Consider the following 18,365-nt stretch of genomic DNA (forward strand, 5'->3'; position numbering starts at 1 on the left):
GAGTCTCGCCGGGCTCCGGTCGCTCACCTCGCGGCCGTCGCACCGTCCGGGCCGGCCGCGCTCGCGTGCGCTCGGAAGGTCCGCAGGCGCAGGCTGTTGGAGACGACGAAGACGGAGGAGAACGCCATCGCCGCTCCGGCGAGCATCGGGTTGAGCAGTCCGGCGGCCGCGACGGGGATCAGCGCGGTGTTGTAGGCGAAGGCCCAGAACAGGTTGCCCTTGATCGTGCCGAGGGTGCGCCGGGAGAGGCGGATCGCGTCGACCGCGGCGCGCAGGTCGCCGCGGACGAGGGTGAGGTCCGAGGCCTCGATCGCGACATCGGTGCCGGTGCCCATCGACAGGCCGAGGTCGGCCTGGGCGAGTGCCGCGGCGTCGTTGACCCCGTCGCCGACCATGGCGACCCGCCTGCCCTCGGCCTGCAGACTCCTGATCCGCTCGACCTTGTCGGCGGGCATGACCTCGGCGATGACATGGCCGGGGTCGATGCCGACCTCCGCGGCGACCGCCTCGGCGACGGCTGCGCTGTCACCGGTGAGCAGCATCGGGGTCAGTCCCAGCTCCCGCAGCTGCGTGATCGCCTGCGCCGAGGTGGGCTTGATCGCATCCGCGACGACGAGCACTCCGCGCGCCCTGCCGTCCCATCCGACGGCGACGGCGGTGCGGCCCAGGCCGGCGGCGGCATCCATCGCCTCGCCGAGCGCGGGCGGCAGCGGCTGCCCGCGCTCGGCGAGCAGCGTCGGGCGTCCGACGAGGACGGCCCGGTGCTCACCGCTGCCGTCGACGAGGCCTTGAACACCGAGCCCTGCGACGTTGGCGAAGTCCTCGACTGCCGCCAGATCGCCGAGCCTCTCGCGCGCGCTCGCGGCGATCGCCTGGGCGATGGGGTGCTCGGAGGAGTCCTCGAGCGCCCCGGCCATCCGCAGCACCTCGTCGGGGTCCTCGCCCTCGGCGGCGACGACGTCGAGGAGGGTCATCCGCCCGGTGGTCACGGTTCCCGTCTTGTCGAGGACGATCGTGTCGATGCGGCGGGTCGTCTCGAGCACCTCGGGTCCCTTGATGAGGATGCCCATCTGCGCTCCGCGGCCCGTGCCGACCATGAGCGCCGTCGGTGTCGCGAGGCCCAGTGCGCACGGGCAGGCGACGATGAGCACGGCGACCGCGGCGGTGAAAGCGGGCGTCAGCCCCGCGCCCGTGCCGGCCCAGAATCCGAAGGTCGCGACCGCGAGCGCGATGACGATGGGGACGAAGACCCCGGAGATGCGGTCGGCGAGCCGCTGGGCCCCGGCCTTGCCGGTCTGCGCGTCCTCGACCATCCGCGCCATCTGCGCCAGTTGCGTGTCCGCGCCCACCCGCGTCGCCTCGACGACGAGGCGGCCGCCCGCGTTGACGGTGGCGCCGACGACACCGTCGCCGGGGCCGACCTCGACGGGCACCGATTCGCCCGTGACCATCGAGGCGTCGACCGCGGAGGTGCCCTCGACGATCGTCCCGTCGGTGGCGATCTTCTCCCCCGGCCTGACGACGAAGCGGTCGCCGACACCGAGCTCGTCGATGCCGACCCGCTCCTCGCGACCGTCGCGGAGGACCGAGACCTCCTTGGCCCCGAGTTCGAGCAGGGCACGCAGCGCCGCGCCCGAACGGCGCTTGGCTCGGGCCTCGAAGTAGCGACCGAGCAGGATGAAGGTGATGACTCCCGCTCCGACCTCGAGGTAGATGCTGCTCGCGCCGTCCGCGCGGCTCGGGTCGATGGTCAGGGAGAACGGGTGGGTCATCCCCCGGTCCCCCGCGGTGCCGAGGAACAGGGCGTAGAGGGACCACAGGAGGGCGGCGCCCGTCCCCATCGAGATGAGCGTGTCCATCGTGGCGGTGGCGTGCCTGAGGTTCTGCCACGCCGCCCGGTGGAACGGCAGTCCCGCCCAGACGATGACCGGTGCGGCCAGCGTCAGCGAGGCGAATCCCCAGTAGTCGAACTGGAGCGCCGGGATCATCGCCATCGCGATGACCGGCACGGTGAGCACCGCGGAGATGATCACCCGGGTGCGCAGGGCACGGACCGAGCCGTCCTCCTCGGTCGGCCCGGCGGTGTCGGATCCGGCGGCGGCCGAGGGCGCGGACGCCGGCGGTTGGGGCAGCTTCGCACTGTATCCGGCCTGCTCGACCGCCTCGACGAGGGTGGCCTCATCGATGCCGGTCGCGATGCTGACCTTGGCCTTCTCGGTCGCATAGTTGACCGTGGCGGTGACCCCGTCGAGCTTGTTGAGCTTGCGCTCGATGCGGTTCGCGCACGACGCGCAGGTCATGCCGCTGATGAGCAGCTCGACGCTGGAGTCGCCGCGATCGCCCCCTGTGCTGGTGCCGGTGCCTGTGCTGGTGTCGGTGCTGGTTCCGGTCGTGGCTGTCCCCTCATTCGCCGTGGCCATGGGCGTCTCCTTCGTGCTCGTGTCCGTCGGCGTCAGCGGGCGCGTTCCGGTCCCCTCCGGGCTGTTCGCCGTCGCCGGTCGCTGCGCCGTCTGCGCTCTCGGCCGGGTCGTCGATGTGTGCTGTGCCCGCGTCGACGACGAAGCCTGCGGTGTGCACCTGCCCGTCGACCTTGAAGTCGAGGTAGAGGAGGTAGCGGCCGTCGGTCGGGGCGGTGATCTCGAAGTCGATGGATGGACCGCCGGTGTCGCCCGGACCCGGCTCCTTCCCGTGCGGGTGGACGTGGAGGTAGGCGAGGTCCCCGTGGCGCAGTCCCGTGAGGTGCCCGAAGGCGCCCATGTGCGGCTCGAGGTCGGTCACGGGCTTGCCGTCGCGGCGCACGGCGATCGTCACCGGTGAGCTCTCTCCGGCCGTCAGCTCACCGTCGAGGCTCACTTCGAAGCCGTCGACCTCGACCGAGGTCACCGTGTCCCCGACGCTCTCGGGTCGGTAGTCGCCGGCGACCTGGACGGTCGAGGACAGAGTGAGCGGCTCGCCGGTGGCGGAGGGGACGATGTCGGCATAGATCCGGTAGGTGCCCGCCGCGTCCCAGGACCACGGCAGGGTCCACCGGCCGCTCTCGTCGCGTTCGGGGTGGACGTGGTGGAAATGGGAGCCATCGGCGCGGACGACGATGAGATGGAGCTCCTGTTCGTGGGAGACGTCGAAGTCGGTCACCGCCCGGTCGTTCTCGTCGAGCACCGTGAACGCGATCTCCCCCCTGTCCTCGGGTTTCGTCGGTGCCGACAGCTCGCCGAGGCGGTAGCCGCCCGAATCGAGGGAGAGCCCCGCCGAGAAGGTCGCTTCGTCCGCTGCCCCGGGGTCTTCCGTCGCGGAATCATGACCGGCGTCCGTCGCGGCGCCATGGCCGCCTGCCTCAGCGCTCTCGTCGCCCTCTCCCATCGGCTGGTCCCCCGCAGCGGGATCCGCGGCGGTCGGGCCGACCGGGCCGAGTGCTCGGCCGAGCCCGAAGGCGGCCACGAGCACGAGCGCGAGCACCGCGAGAGCGCCGATGAGTCGTCCGATCGTGCTCGCCTGCATTCCGAACCCTCCCTGCCTGTTGCCCACGTGGGCCTGTGATCCCGGACCCCCTTGGGTCCTGACTGCACCATATACCCCTAGGGGGTAGGAGTCAATCGCGGGAGACCGGGACGCTCACCGATCTCGGCGGGCACAAGAAGAGGCCTCCCTCTCCTCGGATCGCTCCGATGAGAGGGAGGCCTCGCCGCGGTCGAGTCCTGACTGCTCAGGCAGCCAGAACTCAACCGCGTGCCCGGCTCAGCTCCTGCGGCGCCGGGCGCCCATGGTCATGAGCACGCCGAGCACGATGAGCGCTCCGGCCGAGATCACCAGGGGCAGCGCCTCGTTGCCGGTCCGCGGCAGGTCGCCGCCGGCCCCGGGACCGTCGCCCTTGGAGCTGACGACCTCGAACGAGCCGGTGAGCGGGTCCCCGCCCTCGCAGTCGACGGTGACGTCGTAGGCGCCGATGTAGTCGGCGGCCTTGGACCTGTCGAGTCCGCGGACGGCGAACGTGACGACCCCGTCGGCGCCCACCTCGGCGGACTGCTCGAACTTCTCGATCCTGCCGTTGCGGGGCTCGACCGTCATGGTCGCGGTCGTGTCGGCGGTGCAGCCGGCCGCCGTCACCCGAACGCCCTCGTCGGAGACGAAGTCCTTCTCGTCGATCGTCCGCGGCTCGATGCTCAGGTCCCGTGCCGCGGGATCCTCGGTCGGATCGTCGGTCGGCGTCGGATCATCCGTCGGGTCGTCGGTCGGAGGGTCGGTCGGATCGGTCGGAGGGTCGGTCGGCTCGTCCCTGAGCTCGTACGCCAGAGTGTGCACCGAATAAGCGATCGCCGGGGCGAAGATCCCGACGGACTCCTCGCTGACGTTCTCGATCGTGTCGGTCGGCTTGTGGTAGTTCGTGTCGTGGGGCTGGCCGACCGTGCCGCCGAACCACTCGGCCTCCTGCTCGGTCTTGACGCCGTCCGCGCCGGAGAACAGGCCGCTGGCGGGGATGCCCGCGTCCATGAACGCCTTGTAGTCGGAGCGTCCGGAGAAGTCGGTGCCGATGTGCTTCTGGTCGATGCCGTCGAAGTAGTCGGTGTAGATCTTCTCGAGCTCGGCCGACCCCTCGGGGACCGTGACGTCGCCGGGGATGGGCACATCGCTGCCGTTGGAGTCGAGGGTGCCGACGACGTAGTTGTCGGAGCCGATCATGTCGAAGTTGAGGTAGGCCTTGATCTTCTTCACCTCGGCCTCGCTGAGGGAGGCGACGTACTCGGTCGAACCGACGAGCCCGACCTCCTCGGCACCCCACCAGCCGAAGCGGATGGCGTTGTCGACCTCGGTCGGCTGCTCGGCGAGCGCCTCGGCGCTGGCGAGCAGGGCCGCGGAGCCGGAGCCGTTGTCGTTGACACCGGGACCTTCGGGCACACCGTCGAGGTGGGCCCCGAACATCTGGACGTTGTCATGGTCGCCGGCCTTGGTCTCGGCGATGACGTTCCACGTCGTGTCGATGGAGAACGTCACCTCGAGGGCGATGTCGACCACAGGCAGGGCGGCGGGATCGTCGCCGGCGGCGATGACCTTGTCGGCGAGCTCCTGGCCCTTGTTGTAGGACACCGCGATCGTCGGTGCACTGCCCTGAGCACGGCCGCCGAGCGTGGGGTTGAGGTCCTCATCGGGGGCGTTGGCGTCGTTGTTGGCGAGGATGATCGCCGCCGCGCCCGCTTCGCCCGCGGCGATGGCCTTCTCGGCGAAGGTGCAGCTGCCGCGGGTGACGAGCGCCACGGATCCGCCGATGTCGTCGGGGTAGTCGGCTGCCTCGCAGCCCAGCTGGCTGCCCTGGAGGTCGCTGTAGTCGTCGTCGTTGAGCAGCCGCAGCGAGGCATCGGTGAGGTCGGCCCCTTCGGAGAAGGTGGCGACCGTCGCCTTGAGCTCCTCATCGTCGACCGTGGCGGAGAAGCTGTCGACGGTGTGGTTCTCGACCTCGAACTCCTGGCGCTCGACGTCGAACGCCCCGGTCGCCTCGAGGGTCTTCTCGACGTACTCCACGGACTCCTCGTAGCCCGGTGAGCCGAGCGAGCGGAAGCCGTCGTCGGCGTGCTTCGTCGAGATGTCGGAGATCGCCTGCAGGTGCTTCATGACATCGTCGCCGGTGACGCCCATGTCCGTGTGCTCGGTCGGCCCGGGGTCGGTCGGGGCCGAGGTCCCGGCGGCCATCGCCGGGGACACGCCGCTGAGGACCAATCCCGCCGAGGCGGTGACCGCCAGCCATGCTCTGGTGCGCAACTTCATGTGGTTCCTTTCCCAACATGTCTGCCACTGGGGCCGTGCCTCGTCCGCAGCGCTCAAGCGACCTTGATCGATCGACTGCGCCTTCGACCGCAGAGCGAAGGCCCCGGATCCCGTGGGCGGCGAACAGCTGCCGACGGCCGGTGGCTCACTCCGTGCTCAAAGGGGAAGCGCGGTCCCGCCCGCCCCGCGTATGCCCTCGCATATAACGAATCACATACTACTGTTACGAAACGGTGACAGAACTCACAATGTGTCTCAATCTAGCCCATCCTGACCGCCCGGTAGGTCACGAAACAATAACGAACAACAGTTACGCGATTGCGCAAGTGTTGAATTGAGAGCGGGTTGTCAGTAGTCTTCCTCCAATGACGAACAACGATCCCCAGCGCTTCCTCGACGCCGGCCGCGGCTCGCCGGGCCCCGCCGCGTCCCACGATCCGGGCACGGGGCCTACGCCGGACTCCCGGACGATCCGACGGTGGCAGCGCTACCTCGCCAACGAGCGCCTCGAGGAGCGCGTCTACCGTGACCTCGCCCGGCGGCGCACCGGTGAGGACCGGGAGATCCTCCTCGAACTCGCCGCCGCCGAGTCCCGGCACCAGCAGCACTGGATCGACCTCCTCGGCGACCAGGCTGGGAAGAAGCGTGCTCCCGACCTCGTCACCCTCGGCCTCGCCTTCCTCGGTCGGCTCTTCGGCTCCGTCTTCATCCTCGCCCTGGCCCAGCAGTCGGAGACGAGCTCGCCCTATCAGGACGACGACGCGGCGTCGGCGGAGATGGCCGCCGACGAGCGGATCCACGCCGAGGTGGTCCGGGCCCTGGCCGCCCGCTCCCGCGCCCGTCTGTCGGGCAACTTCCGCGCCGCCGTGTTCGGCGCCAACGACGGTCTCGTGTCGAACCTCGCCCTCGTCCTCGGCGTCGGCGCCGCCGGCGTCTCGAACTCGGTCATCCTCCTCACCGGGATCTCCGGGCTGCTCGCCGGAGCCCTGTCGATGGGCGCCGGGGAGTACATCTCGGTGCGCTCACAGCGCGAGCTCCTCGACGCGTCGACGCCGGACCCCGAATCCCGCCACGCCGTCGCCGACCTCAACATCGACGCGAACGAGCTCGCCCTCGTCTTCCGCGCCCGCGGCGAGGATCCCGCGGAGGCCGCGGCCCACGCCCACCGGATCATCGCGGCGGCGAAGAACCAGCACGCCCCCACCCTGCCCGTCCTCGACGTCGGTGTCGACCGCGACGAGCTCGGCACCGGACTCGGCGCGGCCCTGTCGAGCTTCTGCTTCTTCTCCTCCGGCGCCCTCATCCCGATCCTGCCCTACATCTTCGGGATGTCGGGGATCCCCGCGGTCGTCCTCTCGGCCGGGCTCGTGGGCATCGCCCTGCTCTTCACCGGGAGCACGGTCGGCCTGCTCTCGGGCACCGCTCCCGGACCCCGGGCGCTGCGGCAGCTCGCCGTCGGCTTCGGCGCGGCCGCGATCACCTACGCCCTCGGCCTGCTCTTCGGCGTGAGCACCGGCTGAGGCGGTGCACCCGCAGCTGCACAGGCCGACGCCCGCTGTCCGCGAGCGCACCGGCCGAGACCGACCGACGCAGTGGCCTGTACTCTCGACCTGTCACCTCCCCGGGCATCCGGCCCGGACCATCCACGACAGGAGCGACGATGCCCGCCACCGCAGTCAACACCCCGGCGACCAATCGCCGGGTGCTCATCGGCAGCCTGTCAGGCAGCGCCATCGAGTGGTTCGACTTCTTCCTCTACGCCACCGCGGCGGCGTTCATCTTCGACAAGCAGTTCTTCCCCAGCGACGACCCCCTCGTCTCGCTCATGCTCTCGTACCTGTCGCTGTCCCTGACCTTCTTCATCCGGCCCTTCGGCGGAGTCCTGTTCTCCCACCTCGGCGATCGCATCGGGCGGAAGAAGACCCTCGTCATCACCCTGTCGCTGATGGGCGGGTCGACGGTGGCCATCGGCCTCCTGCCCACCCACGACCAGGTCGGGCTGCTCGCGCCGACCCTCCTCATCGTCCTCCGCATCGTCCAGGGCATGGCGATCGGCGGCGAATGGGGAGGGGCGCTGCTGCTCGCCTACGAGTACGCGCCGCAGCACCGCCGCGGCTTCTTCGGCTCGGTGCCGCAGACCGGCATCACGATCGGGATGCTCCTGTCGACCCTGGCGTTCGCCCTCGTGTCCACCCTGCCGGCGCCCGCCTTCGAATCCTGGGGCTGGCGACTGCCGTTCATCGCCTCGGTCGTCCTCGTCGTCGTGGGTCTGTGGATCCGCAAGGGCCTCAATGAGACTCCGGCGTTCCAGGAGGCCAAGGACACCGGGCAGATCGCGAAGCTCCCCATCAAGGACACGCTGCGCGATCATTGGCGCTCGGTGCTCGTCGCCATCGGCGCCAAAGTCGTCGAGACCGCCCCGTTCTACATCTTCGCGACCTTCGTCGTCAGCTACGCCACCGGAGTGCTCGACTACGAGCAGTCGGTCGTCCTCAACGCGGTGAGCGTCGCCGCCCTCGTCTCCACGTTAATGATCATGGCGATGGGCGCGCTGTCGGACCGCCTCGGCCGCAAGCCCGTCTACCTCGGCGGCACCATCCTCGTCGCCCTGTTCGCCGCCCCCTTCTTCATGCTCCTCGACGTCGGGATGAACTGGGCGGTCTACGCCGCCGTGACCCTGGGGCTGGGCATCTTCTGGCCCCCGGTCACCGCGACGCTGGGCACCCTGACCTCGGAGATCTTCACGACCCGCGTCCGCTACACGGGGGTCACGCTCGGCTATCAGATCGGCGCCGCTCTCGCCGGTGGGACCGCGCCCCTGCTCGCGACGTGGATGCTCGGCCGGTTCGACAACGCGTGGCTGCCCATCGCCGTGTACCTCATGGCGCTCGCGCTCATCTCCTTCGTCGCGGTCCTCGCGTCCGGTCCGATCCAGCGGTCGGAGAGCGCGCGGATCGCCGCCCGCGGAATCGACCCGACCATCGGCTGAACCGGCCGGTCCGGCCCCGACCACGTCCTAGACTGGTGCCCATGACCGACGCCCTCGTCCTCATCGACCCCAGCGCCTCCTCTCTCGAACTCGCCGACCTCGGCTCCGCCCAGCTCCCCGTCGACGACCTCTCCGCCCACCGCGGCGACGGGATCTTCGAGACCGTGCTCGTCCGGGTCGACGAGCCCTCCGGCGACGCCGTCGTCGTCGCCCGCGACCGGCACTTCGCCCGTTTCCGGGACTCCGCCTCGGCGCTCGATCTGCCCGATCCGGATCCGGCGCTGTGGAATCGCGCCCTCGACACCGTCATCGCCGAGGTGCGCGCCCAAGACCCGGAGAGCAGGGAGTTCGGTGTCCGCTACACCTTCTCCCGGGGGCTCGACTCCCCGCGCGGCTGGGCCTTCGGCGTCCCCATCGGCGAGGCGGTCCTGCGTGCCCGCGCCGAGGGCATCAGCGCGATCAGCCTCGACCGCGGCTACGATGCGTACCTCGGCGGCAAGGCGCCGTGGCTGCTCATCGGGGCCAAGACCATCTCGTATGCGATCAACCAGGCCGCCGGCAGGTATGCGGCCGAGCGCGGCGCCGACGAGGCGCTCTTCGTCTCCCACGACGGAATCGTCCTCGAAGGACCGACGTCGAACCTCATCATCCGCCGAGGCGACCGCCTCCTCACCCCGGATCCCGCCGCCGGCCTCCTGTGGGGGACGACGCAGCGGCTGATCTTCGATCACGCCGGGGAGCTCGGGCTCGGTGCCGACTACGCCGATCTCCGCCTCGACGACATCCGCACCGCCGACGGTGCCTGGTTCGTGTCCTCGATGCGCACGGCAGTCGCCCTGACCTCGCTCGACGGCGCCCCGATCAGCCGGGACGACGCACTCACCCGCGCGCTCCAGCAGATCATCGGCACCGGCTGAGGGCGTCGGCCCGCTCCTCCGGCGTCCGGCGGCCCGCGTCTCGGGAGGGGATCGTCACCGCGAGGATCAGACCGGCGATGCACGCGCCGCAGCCCGACAGCCACAGCGTCCAGAACAGGCCCGCCAGCGCGGGGAACAGCCCGAGCAGGAAGCACACGGCGCCGAGCACGAACAGCCCCGCGACCACAGCGGCCTTCCACCTGTAGAGCATTCCGACCTCGCCTCCGGCGTCCAGTGCCCCGACGGCCCCGGCAGCCGTCTCGATCCCAACCTATCGGCACCGGTCGATCCGCACATCCCTCGAAAGGATGAAGTCGACTCGCACCGGCGGCCGAGGACCACCGCTCGACGTCACCGCCCTGCGCTACTGTGGTGACGTAGGCAATCGGACCCGGATGTGCGCGCACTTCCGGCCCAACAGAGAGGACACGAGCATGGGAAAGCTCGCTTGGCAGATCATCGGCGTCGGAGCACCGATCGCGGCCGCCTTCGCCGCCCGGAAGGTGCTGACCTTCGCCTGGGAGAAGTCGACCAAGCGTCCCGCTCCGGTCAACCCGGTCGATGACGAGATCTCGATGTCCGAGGCCCTCGCCTGGACGATCGTCTCCGGCGTCGGAGTGGCCGTCGCGCAGCTCGTCGTCCAGCGCCTCGCCGCCACCACCGTGCGCAACAACTTCGGCGACGAGGCCCTGCCGAAGAAGTACCGCAAGCAGATGGTCGAAGGCGTCGCCTGAGGACTGCGTAAGGGCATAGGTCCCTGACCTAATTCCCGGCCGGGGGAACCGTGGGACGGCGTCGGTGCCGCCCTGTCGCCGAAGTTGAGCGAACGATCGGTCATCGCATGTGATCGGAGTCGCGCCGAGAGTAAACTGACCGCAGTCTGTGCATTCGACGCGCGCCATCGCCGGCACCGCGTCACCCACGACCCTGACGGAGGAATACATGTTTGCCCTGCAGCTCGTCGCTGTGGTCATCGGACTGGCGGCCACGGCCGTCGGCTGGACGTTCTTCATCAACCGGATCGTCCGCTTCGTCCGATACTTCAAGCTGGGCGCGCCGACGCTCGAGGGCGAGCGCACGCGGGAGCCCTGGGCCCGCACCGTCACCCTGCTGCGCGAATTCCTCGGGCACACCCGGATGGCCCGGCTCCCCATCGTGGCGATCGCCCACTGGGTGACGATGGTGTCCTTCGGCGTCCTCGTCCTCACCCTCGCGCAGGCGACGATGCAGCTGTTCAACCCCTATGCGGTCCTCCCGCTCATCGGGCACTTCTTCCCCTACGAATGGGTGACCGAGTTCTTCGCCTTCTTCGGCCTCCTCGGCATCATCTACCTCATCGTCGTCCGGCAGCTCAACAAGCCGAAGCAGAAGGGCCGCTACTCGCGGTTCTTCGGGTCGACGTTCTGGGAGGCGTACTACGTCGAGTTCACCATCCTCGGCGTGGCCGGCTGCATCGCGCTGCTGCGCGGCGCGGAGTACGTGCTCCAATCGCGCACGGGAGAGCTGACCAACGGGATCCTCCACTTCCCGTTCTTCTTCTGGATCGGCGAGCTGCTGTCCGGGGCGTCGACGGGCTTCATCGAGGCCTTCATCGTCGTCGTCGCGCTCATCAAGCTGCTCATCTCCTACGCGTGGATGGTCACCGTGGGCATCACCCCGACGATGGGCGTGGCCTGGCATCGATTCCTCGCCTTCCCCAACATCTGGTTCAAGCGCCACGCCGACGGGAGGACGAGCCTCGGTCCGCTGCAGCCCATGGTCTCGAAGGGGGAACCAATCGACTTCGAGAACATGGAGGACATGGATGAGGACGCCTCGATGGGCGCCGGCAAGATCGAGGACTTCACGTGGAAGGGCCTCCTCGATTTCAGCACGTGCACCGAGTGCGGTCGCTGCCAGAGCCAGTGCCCGGCCTGGAACACGGAGAAGCCGCTCAGCCCCAAGCTGATGATCATGAACCTCCGCAACCACGCCAACGCCAAGGCCCCGTGGATGCAGGCCGCCCAGCAGGCCCAGGCCGAGGCGACTCCCCCGGCCGAACCGGGCCCCGACGCGGACAAGAAGGAGAAGAAGGCCTACGCGAAGGCCCTCGACGAGTACAACTCGATCTCGGACCCGCACGAGAACCTCGACCTCCTCGGCACCCTCTCCGAGGCGGCGCAGACCGAGGCGGTGCGTCCCCTCGTCGGCGCCCAGGACGTCGAGGAGCTCACCGAGCTCGGCGTCATCGACCCCGACGCCCTGTGGTCGTGCACGACCTGCGGCGCCTGCGTCGAGCAGTGCCCGGTCGACATCGAGCACGTCGACCACTTCGTCGACATGCGCCGCTACCAGGTGCTCATCGAGTCGGCGTTCCCGAGCGAGCTGTCCGGACTGTTCAAGAACCTCGAGAACAAGCAGAACCCGTGGGGCATGTCCCAGCGCAAGAGGATGGAGTGGGCGAAGAACCTCGACTTCGAGGTCAAGCAGGTCGGAGCCGACATCGAGGACCTCGGAGAGACCGAGTACCTGTTCTGGGTCGGCTGCGCGGGAGCCTTCGAGGACCGTGCGATGAAGACCACCCAGGCCGTGGCCGAGCTCCTCCACATCGCCGGCGTCGACTTCGCCGTCCTCGGCGACGGGGAGTCGTGCACCGGAGACCCGGCCCGCCGGGCGGGCAACGAGTTCCTGTTCCAGATGCTCGCCCAGGCCAACGTCGAGGTGCTCAACGAGATGAAGGCGCGCAAGATCGTCGTCACGTGCGCGCACTGCTTCAACACGATCGCCAACGAGTACCCGCAGCTGGGCGGGAACTTCGAGGTCGTCCACCACACGCAGCTGCTCAACCGGCTGGTCCGCGACAAGCGCCTGACCCCGGTGGCCCCGGCCGCCGGCGAAGCCGTCGCGACCCCCGTGACCTACCACGATCCCTGCTACCTGGGCCGCCACAACGGCATCTACACCCCTCCGCGCGAGCTCATCGGCTCCCTGCCGGGAGTCGAGTACCGGGAGATGGAGCGGTCGAAGGAATGGTCGTTCTGCTGCGGCGCCGGCGGTGCCCGCATGTGGATGGAGGAGACCATCGGTTCGCGCATCAACATCAACCGCACCAAGGAGGCCGTGGCCACCGGTGCGGAGCAGATCGCGATCGGCTGCCCGTTCTGCCGGGTCATGCTCTCCGACGGGCTGACCTCGGAGCAGGCCGAGGGCAACGCCTCCGACGGCGTCGAGGTCCTCGACGTGTCCCAGATGCTGCTGGCCGGGGTCCGCCGCGGCCAGGGCGGGACGGGAGCGACCGCCGTCGCACCCGCCGAAACCCCCAGCTGATCGGAGACCGCCACCGACGCGGCCATCTCGTTCGACGAGGTGGCCGCGTCGATTCGTCTCAGCCGTAGAGGCTGTCGAGGATGGCCGCGAGCTCGGCGACGTCGATCTGCCCCGGCGCCGAGGCGAGCCCGAGCTGCGCGAAGGTCGCACAGCTGCCGAAGTCGGCTCCGAGGATGCGCGTGGCGCGCCCCAGCTGTCCCATCGAGATCCCGAGCACGGAACAGTCCAGGCGCGCGTCCGCCTCGGCGGTGGCTTCGAGGACCGTCGTGACGTCATGGGCGGATCCGGGCGTCATCGCGATCTTCGCGACATCGGCGCCCGCCGCCGCCATCCGGTCGAACGTCGCGCCGAGGTCGGCCGGAGAGTCCGTGGCGGTGAAGTTGTGGTGGGAGGCGACGACGGCGACCCCGTGCTCGTGTGCGTGGGCGATGAGCTCGTCCGCGCCTCGGCGAGCGATCTCGACGTCGAGGGCGACGGGAACGTCAGCGGATCCGGACAGCTCCGGGACGGTCCGCGAGAGGATCTCACGGTACTCCTCGTCGGTGACCTCGGCGGCGCCCCCTTCCCCCGCGGTGCGCAGGGTGACGAGCACGGGCAGTCCGGCCGAGAGCACCTGCGGCGCCAGTTCGAGTATCGCCTCGGAGCGGGGACCCAGGGGGTCGATGCGCCATTCGATGACGTCGACGAGTCCCGTGGCGGCGGCGCGGGAGGAGTACGCGGCGAGCTCGGCACCGGTCGTGCTCTGCAGCGGAACGATGACGGCCGGGCGACGCCTGTTCGTCGTCGCCGGCGACCAGTTCGGGGGCGTGCTGAGGAATGGCAGGGGCTTCATCCTCCCAGCGTATGCGCCCTCGCGCCTGACCGCGCGGATTCGGCCGCGCCCTGTTGCATGGATTCGCCCGCTCCCGGCCGTCGCGGTTTCGGCCGTCGCTGCTCCCGCCGTAGCAGTCTCCGCTCATCGCAGTTCCCGCCATCGCTGTCACCGGTCGGGAAGTAGAGTGGGCGGGGTGGATCATCTGATGACGAGAGCGTGGGACGGATGTCCGCTGGCCGTGCAGGTCAGCGGGCCCGCCGAGGCACCCGCGCTGCTCCTCCTGCAGGGCCAGTCGAACTCGCACACGTGGTGGCAGCGCACCCGGGGAGAGTTCGAACCGCAGATCCGCACGATCACCTTCGACTATCGCGGGACCGGACGGAGCAGAGGGCCCATGGGCGATGCCTCGAGCAGCGGATTCGCCGCGGACGCGGTCGCCGTCCTCGACTTCCTCGGCATTCCCGGCGCCGCCGTCTACGGCACGTCCATGGGCGGGCGGATCGCCCAGATGATCGCGATCGACCATCCCGACCGCGTCGACGCCCTCGTCCTCGGCTGCACCACCCCCGGCGGCTCCCATGCGATCAAGCGTCCTCGCCAGGTGGGCAGAGCCCTGGCGACGCTGCGCGGCGCTGAGTACCTCGACTACCTGCACTCGCTCTTCTACACCCCCGACTGGCCGGGAACGCCGACGGACAGCACGCTGCTCGGCGATCCCTCGATGAGCTCCGCGGAGTCCGCCGCCCATCTGCGCATCAGCGCCGAGCACGACGCCTGGGACAGGCTGCCGTCGATCACCGCACCGACCCTCGTCATCCACGGCGACGCCGACCTCATGAACCCGGTCGGGAACGCCCGGCTGCTGCACGAGCGGATCCCCGATTCCCGCCTGGTCATCCTCCCCGGCGGCCGCCACGGGTTCTTCGAGGAGTTCGCCGATCAGGTCACCCCCGAGATCATCGGGTTCCTTGCCGACCCGAACGGGTGATCCCGCCTCCCGGAGGACGACCGGGGTGGCATTCGCGCAGGCAGGACGGGTTTATAACGAAATGCATACGATGGCCCATGATGACGTCTGAAGTGAGCGATCGATGCGAGACTTCTAGAGCGAGCCGCGATCATCCTCTCTGCTCGGAGCGGGATGGGAATCGGCTCGGACGCGTCCGCCGACGGGTCCGGGAGCTCGCACCGGCAACCGAATCGGCCGGGTGAGACGCACGAGCGGTCCTCGTCCCGGTCGATCCTCCTGCACCGAGGGCGGTGCACCGCCCTGCCCGGCAGAGTGCCACGATTTCAAGGAGGAAATGCGTGAGCGTAGTCAAAGCGTCGAACGTCTACATGATCTTCGGCAAGCGTCCGGACGAGGTCATCAGACGGCTCAAGGACGGCGCGGACCGCGACGAGCTGACGACGCTCGGGACCGCCGCGGTCATCGACGCCGGCTTCGAGGTCGAGGCCGGTGAGATCTTCGTCGTCATGGGACTGTCGGGGTCCGGGAAATCCACGCTGATCCGGACGATCAACGGACTCTGGACGCCTTCGGAAGGATCCGTCGAGGTTCTCGGCACCGACACCGCCACCGCGGATCCGGCGACCCTGCGCCGCGTCCGCAATGAGCACATCTCCATGGTGTTCCAGCACTTCGCACTGCTGCCGCATCGAACGGTGCGCGACAACGCCGCCTACGCCCTGGAGATCCGAGGGGTGCCCGTCGCCGAACGGTCCGAACGCGCCGACCACTGGCTCAAGATCGTCGGCCTCGAGGGATGGGGTGACAAGTTCCCCGGCCAGCTCTCCGGCGGCATGAAGCAGCGCGTCGGGCTCGCCCGCGCACTCGCCGCGGAGACCGACATCCTGCTCATGGACGAGGCCTTCTCCGCCCTCGACCCCCTCATCCGCCGGGAGATGCAGGAACAGCTCATCGAGCTCCAGCGCGACCTCAAGAAGACGATCATCTTCATCACCCACGACCTCAACGAGGCGATGCTCCTCGGCGATCGCATCGCCGTCATGCGCAACGGCCGGATCGTCCAGATCGGCACCCCGGAAGACATCCTCACCGATCCCGCCAACGACTACGTCGCCCAGTTCGTCCAGGACGTCGATCGCGCCCGTGTGCTCACCGCCCGGAACGTCATGGAGAAGCCGCGTCAGGTCGTGACCGATCAGAACGGCCCCCGCGTCGCCCTGCGCAGCATGCGCGAGAGCAATTCCTCGGCCGTCTACGTCACCGACCGGGACCGCAGGTTCCTCGGCGTGGTCTTCGACCGCGAATCCATCGATCACATCCGCCGCGGCGCGACCACCCTCGACGGCATCATCCGGCCCGTCCCCCAGACGGCCTCCCCCGATGATCTCCTCGTCGATCTCTTCCTCCCGTCGGCCGAGACTCCCCTGCCGGTTCCGGTCACCGACGACCGCGGACAGCTGGTCGGCGTCGTGCCCAGGGCCACGCTGCTCGCGGCGCTGGGCACGCACTCGGGAGAGCACGAGGAGCACCACGACCGTCACGTTCCGGTCGACACCGGAGTCATCGACCAGGTCCTCGCCGAATCCGAGGACCGATCAGCGGCCGAACCCGCGACGTCGAGGGAAGGTGTGTGATGGAGAACATCAGGATTCCGATCGGCGAGTGGGTCGACGTCGTCTTCGACTGGTTCAAGGAGAACCTCGACTGGCTCTTCGACTTCTTCACATTCCTCTTCCGGTTCCTCATCGAATCGCTCACCGAGGTGCTCGTCGACCTCCATCCCCTCGTCATCATGATCCTGCTCGCCCTCATCGGCTGGGTGCTGCGATCGTGGCAGATGGCCGTCGGCACCCTCATCGCGATGTTCTTCGTCATGACGATGGACCAGTGGGTCGCCTCCATGCAGACCCTGGCACTCATCATCATCGCCGCGCTCATCGCCATCGTCATCGCGATCCCCGTGGGCATCCTCGCCGCCCGCAACGACACCGTCTCCGCGGTCGTCAGACCCATCCTCGACTTCATGCAGACGATGCCCGCGTTCGTCTACCTCATCCCCGCGGTGACGTTCTTCAGCATTGGCGTCGTCCCCGGCCTCGTCTCGACCGTGATCTTCGCCCTGCCCCCGGGGGTGCGGTTCACCGAGCTGGGCATCCGCGGAGTCGACTCCGAGACGGTCGAGGCCGGCCAGGCCTTCGGGGCGACTCCGGGCCAGATCCTCCGCGGGGTGCAGCTGCCCCTGGCGACCCCGACCATCATGGCCGGGATCAACCAGGTGATCATGCTCGCCCTGGCGATGGCCGTCATCGCCGGCTTCGTCGGTGCCGACGGGCTCGGCAAGAACGTCGTCGAGGCGGTGGCGACCCAGAACCTGCCGCTCGGCGTCGAGGCCGGACTCGGCGTCGTCATCATCGCGGTCTATCTCGACCGGGTGACCGCCGCACTGGGTACCGCGAAGGACTATCCGAACTCCCTGCTCGGCAAGCTCAAGCGGAGGAACTCGGCCCAGGCCGAGGCTCGGTCGAAGGCCGAGGCCGACGACGCGGCCAAGGCGGCCGCCCTGGCCCACCCGGCGCAGGGATGACACCGACCATGGTCTGACGACGTGTTCGGCAGTCGACGGACGATTTTCCATCTGCTCCAGAGAAGTTCCACGACCATCCAATGAAGTGATTCGAGGAAAGGACCACCATGAAGAAGCATCTCGGCGCGAAGATCGCCGCTGTGGGAGCAGTGCTGGCGCTGGCGCTCACCGGCTGCTCGCAGCAGGCCAGTGAGGACAGCGGAGGCGAAGGCGGAGGCGACAAGGGAACCATCAAGCTCGGCTACGTCACGGGGTGGACCGACGGCGAGAGCATCTCCTACCTCCTCGAGGACCAGCTCGGGAAGATGGGATTCGAGGTCGAGACGGAGACCTTCAGCGATGCCGCCGTCCTCTACGCCGGTGTGGCCAACGGGGACGTCGACATGTATCCGTCGTCGTGGCCCGAGGTCACGCACAAGCAGTACATGGAGGAATACGGCGATCAGCTCGAGGACGTCGGAGCCTACTATGAGAACGCCGTGCTGACGATCGCCGTTCCCACCTACATGGAGGACATCAACTCCATCGAGGACCTCAAGGGGCAGGCCGATCGCTTCGGCGGTGAGATCGTCGGCATCGAACCCGGAGCCGGTCTGACGAAGCAGACCCAGGACTCGATGATGCCCGAATACGGCCTCGACGGTGAGTACAAGCTCGTCACCTCCTCGACGGCGGCCATGCTCACCGAGCTCGGCAATGCGATCGAGAAGAAGGAGGACATCGTCGTCACGCTGTGGCGTCCGTTCTGGGCCAACAACACCTATGACGTCAAGGACCTCGAGGATCCCAAGGGTGCCATGGGCTCGCCGGAGAAGCTGCACTTCACGGCCACCAAGGGCTTCGCCGAGGAGTTCCCGGAGGCCGCCGAGTACATCGGCAAGATCAAGCTCGACGACGCCGAGTACGGCTCCCTCGAGGACCTCGTGGTCAACAAGTACAAGGACAAGGGCGACGAGGCGGTCGCCGAGTGGCTGAAGAGCCACCCGGACGCCTACGAGGGCATCGTCACCGAGTAGGAGACTCCGCCG

The 18,365-nt window shown here is 68.9% G+C and carries 14 protein-coding genes; 9 read left to right on the top strand and 5 right to left on the bottom strand.

Annotated features, from left to right (window positions below):
* Window positions 1–23 precede the first annotated feature (23 nt).
* From DFO65_RS03175 to DFO65_RS03185, 3 genes are all read right to left on the bottom strand, one after another.
* Window positions 24–2,300, bottom strand: coding sequence for a heavy metal translocating P-type ATPase (locus DFO65_RS03175; RefSeq protein ID WP_245940470.1), 2,277 nt, complete (start codon window positions 2,298–2,300; stop codon window positions 24–26).
* Window positions 2,301–2,403: 103 nt separating this feature from the next.
* Window positions 2,404–3,498 (bottom strand): heavy-metal-associated domain-containing protein, encoded by a 1,095-nt coding sequence (locus DFO65_RS03180; protein WP_181778599.1) that lies wholly within the window; start codon window positions 3,496–3,498, stop codon window positions 2,404–2,406.
* 237 nt (window positions 3,499–3,735) lie between these two features.
* Window positions 3,736–5,757 carry a M28 family peptidase gene (locus DFO65_RS03185; protein WP_113902985.1) on the bottom strand — a complete coding sequence of 674 codons (2,022 nt, stop codon included), beginning with the start codon at window positions 5,755–5,757 and terminating at the stop codon, window positions 3,736–3,738.
* Between the two features lie 365 nt (window positions 5,758–6,122).
* On the opposite strand from DFO65_RS03185, the gene DFO65_RS03190 reads away from it, so the two are divergent.
* From DFO65_RS03190 to DFO65_RS03200, 3 genes are all read left to right on the top strand, one after another.
* Window positions 6,123–7,277 (top strand): VIT1/CCC1 transporter family protein, encoded by a 1,155-nt coding sequence (locus DFO65_RS03190; protein ID WP_113902986.1) that lies wholly within the window; start codon window positions 6,123–6,125, stop codon window positions 7,275–7,277.
* A 140-nt stretch (window positions 7,278–7,417) separates the two neighbouring features.
* On the top strand, window positions 7,418–8,746 hold the full coding sequence (locus tag DFO65_RS03195; protein WP_113902987.1) for an MFS transporter: 1,329 nt from the start codon (window positions 7,418–7,420) through the stop codon (window positions 8,744–8,746).
* Between the two features lie 41 nt (window positions 8,747–8,787).
* On the top strand, window positions 8,788–9,663 hold the full coding sequence (locus DFO65_RS03200) for an aminotransferase class IV (protein ID WP_113902988.1): 876 nt from the start codon (window positions 8,788–8,790) through the stop codon (window positions 9,661–9,663).
* Here DFO65_RS03200 and DFO65_RS03205 read toward each other — a convergent pair.
* Window positions 9,647–9,874, bottom strand: a complete 228-nt coding sequence (locus DFO65_RS03205) for a hypothetical protein (protein ID WP_113902989.1) — start codon at window positions 9,872–9,874, stop codon at window positions 9,647–9,649. The two genes, DFO65_RS03200 and DFO65_RS03205, sit on opposite strands and share 17 nt — an antisense overlap.
* 223 nt (window positions 9,875–10,097) lie before the next feature.
* Here DFO65_RS03205 and DFO65_RS03210 point away from each other — a divergent pair, with 223 nt between their 5' ends.
* Both DFO65_RS03210 and DFO65_RS03215 read left to right on the top strand, forming a co-directional pair.
* A complete protein-coding gene (locus DFO65_RS03210; protein ID WP_113902990.1) occupies window positions 10,098–10,397 on the top strand; it encodes a DUF4235 domain-containing protein in 300 nt (99 codons plus the stop codon).
* A gap of 208 nt (window positions 10,398–10,605) precedes the next feature.
* Window positions 10,606–12,969, top strand: a complete 2,364-nt coding sequence (locus DFO65_RS03215; RefSeq protein ID WP_113903192.1) for a (Fe-S)-binding protein — start codon at window positions 10,606–10,608, stop codon at window positions 12,967–12,969.
* 58 nt (window positions 12,970–13,027) lie between these two features.
* On the opposite strand, the gene aroD is transcribed toward DFO65_RS03215, so the two are convergent.
* On the bottom strand, window positions 13,028–13,801 hold the full coding sequence (aroD, locus tag DFO65_RS03220; protein ID WP_113902991.1) for a type I 3-dehydroquinate dehydratase: 774 nt from the start codon (window positions 13,799–13,801) through the stop codon (window positions 13,028–13,030).
* Window positions 13,802–13,988: 187 nt separating this feature from the next.
* Here aroD and DFO65_RS03225 point away from each other — a divergent pair, with 187 nt between their 5' ends.
* From DFO65_RS03225 to DFO65_RS03240, 4 genes are all read left to right on the top strand, one after another.
* Window positions 13,989–14,771 carry an alpha/beta fold hydrolase gene (locus tag DFO65_RS03225; protein WP_113902992.1) on the top strand — a complete coding sequence of 261 codons (783 nt, stop codon included), beginning with the start codon at window positions 13,989–13,991 and terminating at the stop codon, window positions 14,769–14,771.
* Window positions 14,772–15,091: 320 nt separating this feature from the next.
* Window positions 15,092–16,387: a quaternary amine ABC transporter ATP-binding protein gene (locus tag DFO65_RS03230; RefSeq protein WP_245940442.1), complete on the top strand. Its 1,296-nt coding sequence runs from the start codon at window positions 15,092–15,094 to the stop codon at window positions 16,385–16,387.
* Complete coding sequence (locus DFO65_RS03235) at window positions 16,387–17,337, top strand: ABC transporter permease (RefSeq protein ID WP_113902993.1); 951 nt, start codon at window positions 16,387–16,389, stop codon at window positions 17,335–17,337. The genes DFO65_RS03230 and DFO65_RS03235 overlap by 1 nt, the downstream gene beginning before the upstream one ends.
* Window positions 17,338–17,444: 107 nt before the next feature.
* Window positions 17,445–18,353, top strand: a complete 909-nt coding sequence (locus DFO65_RS03240) for a glycine betaine ABC transporter substrate-binding protein (RefSeq protein ID WP_113902994.1) — start codon at window positions 17,445–17,447, stop codon at window positions 18,351–18,353.
* The last annotated feature ends 12 nt before the right edge of the window (window positions 18,354–18,365 follow it).

Origin of the sequence: Brevibacterium sanguinis (assembly GCF_003315415.1) — a bacterium.
In the GTDB taxonomy this organism is placed as follows: Bacteria; Actinomycetota; Actinomycetes; order Actinomycetales; family Brevibacteriaceae; genus Brevibacterium; species Brevibacterium celere_A.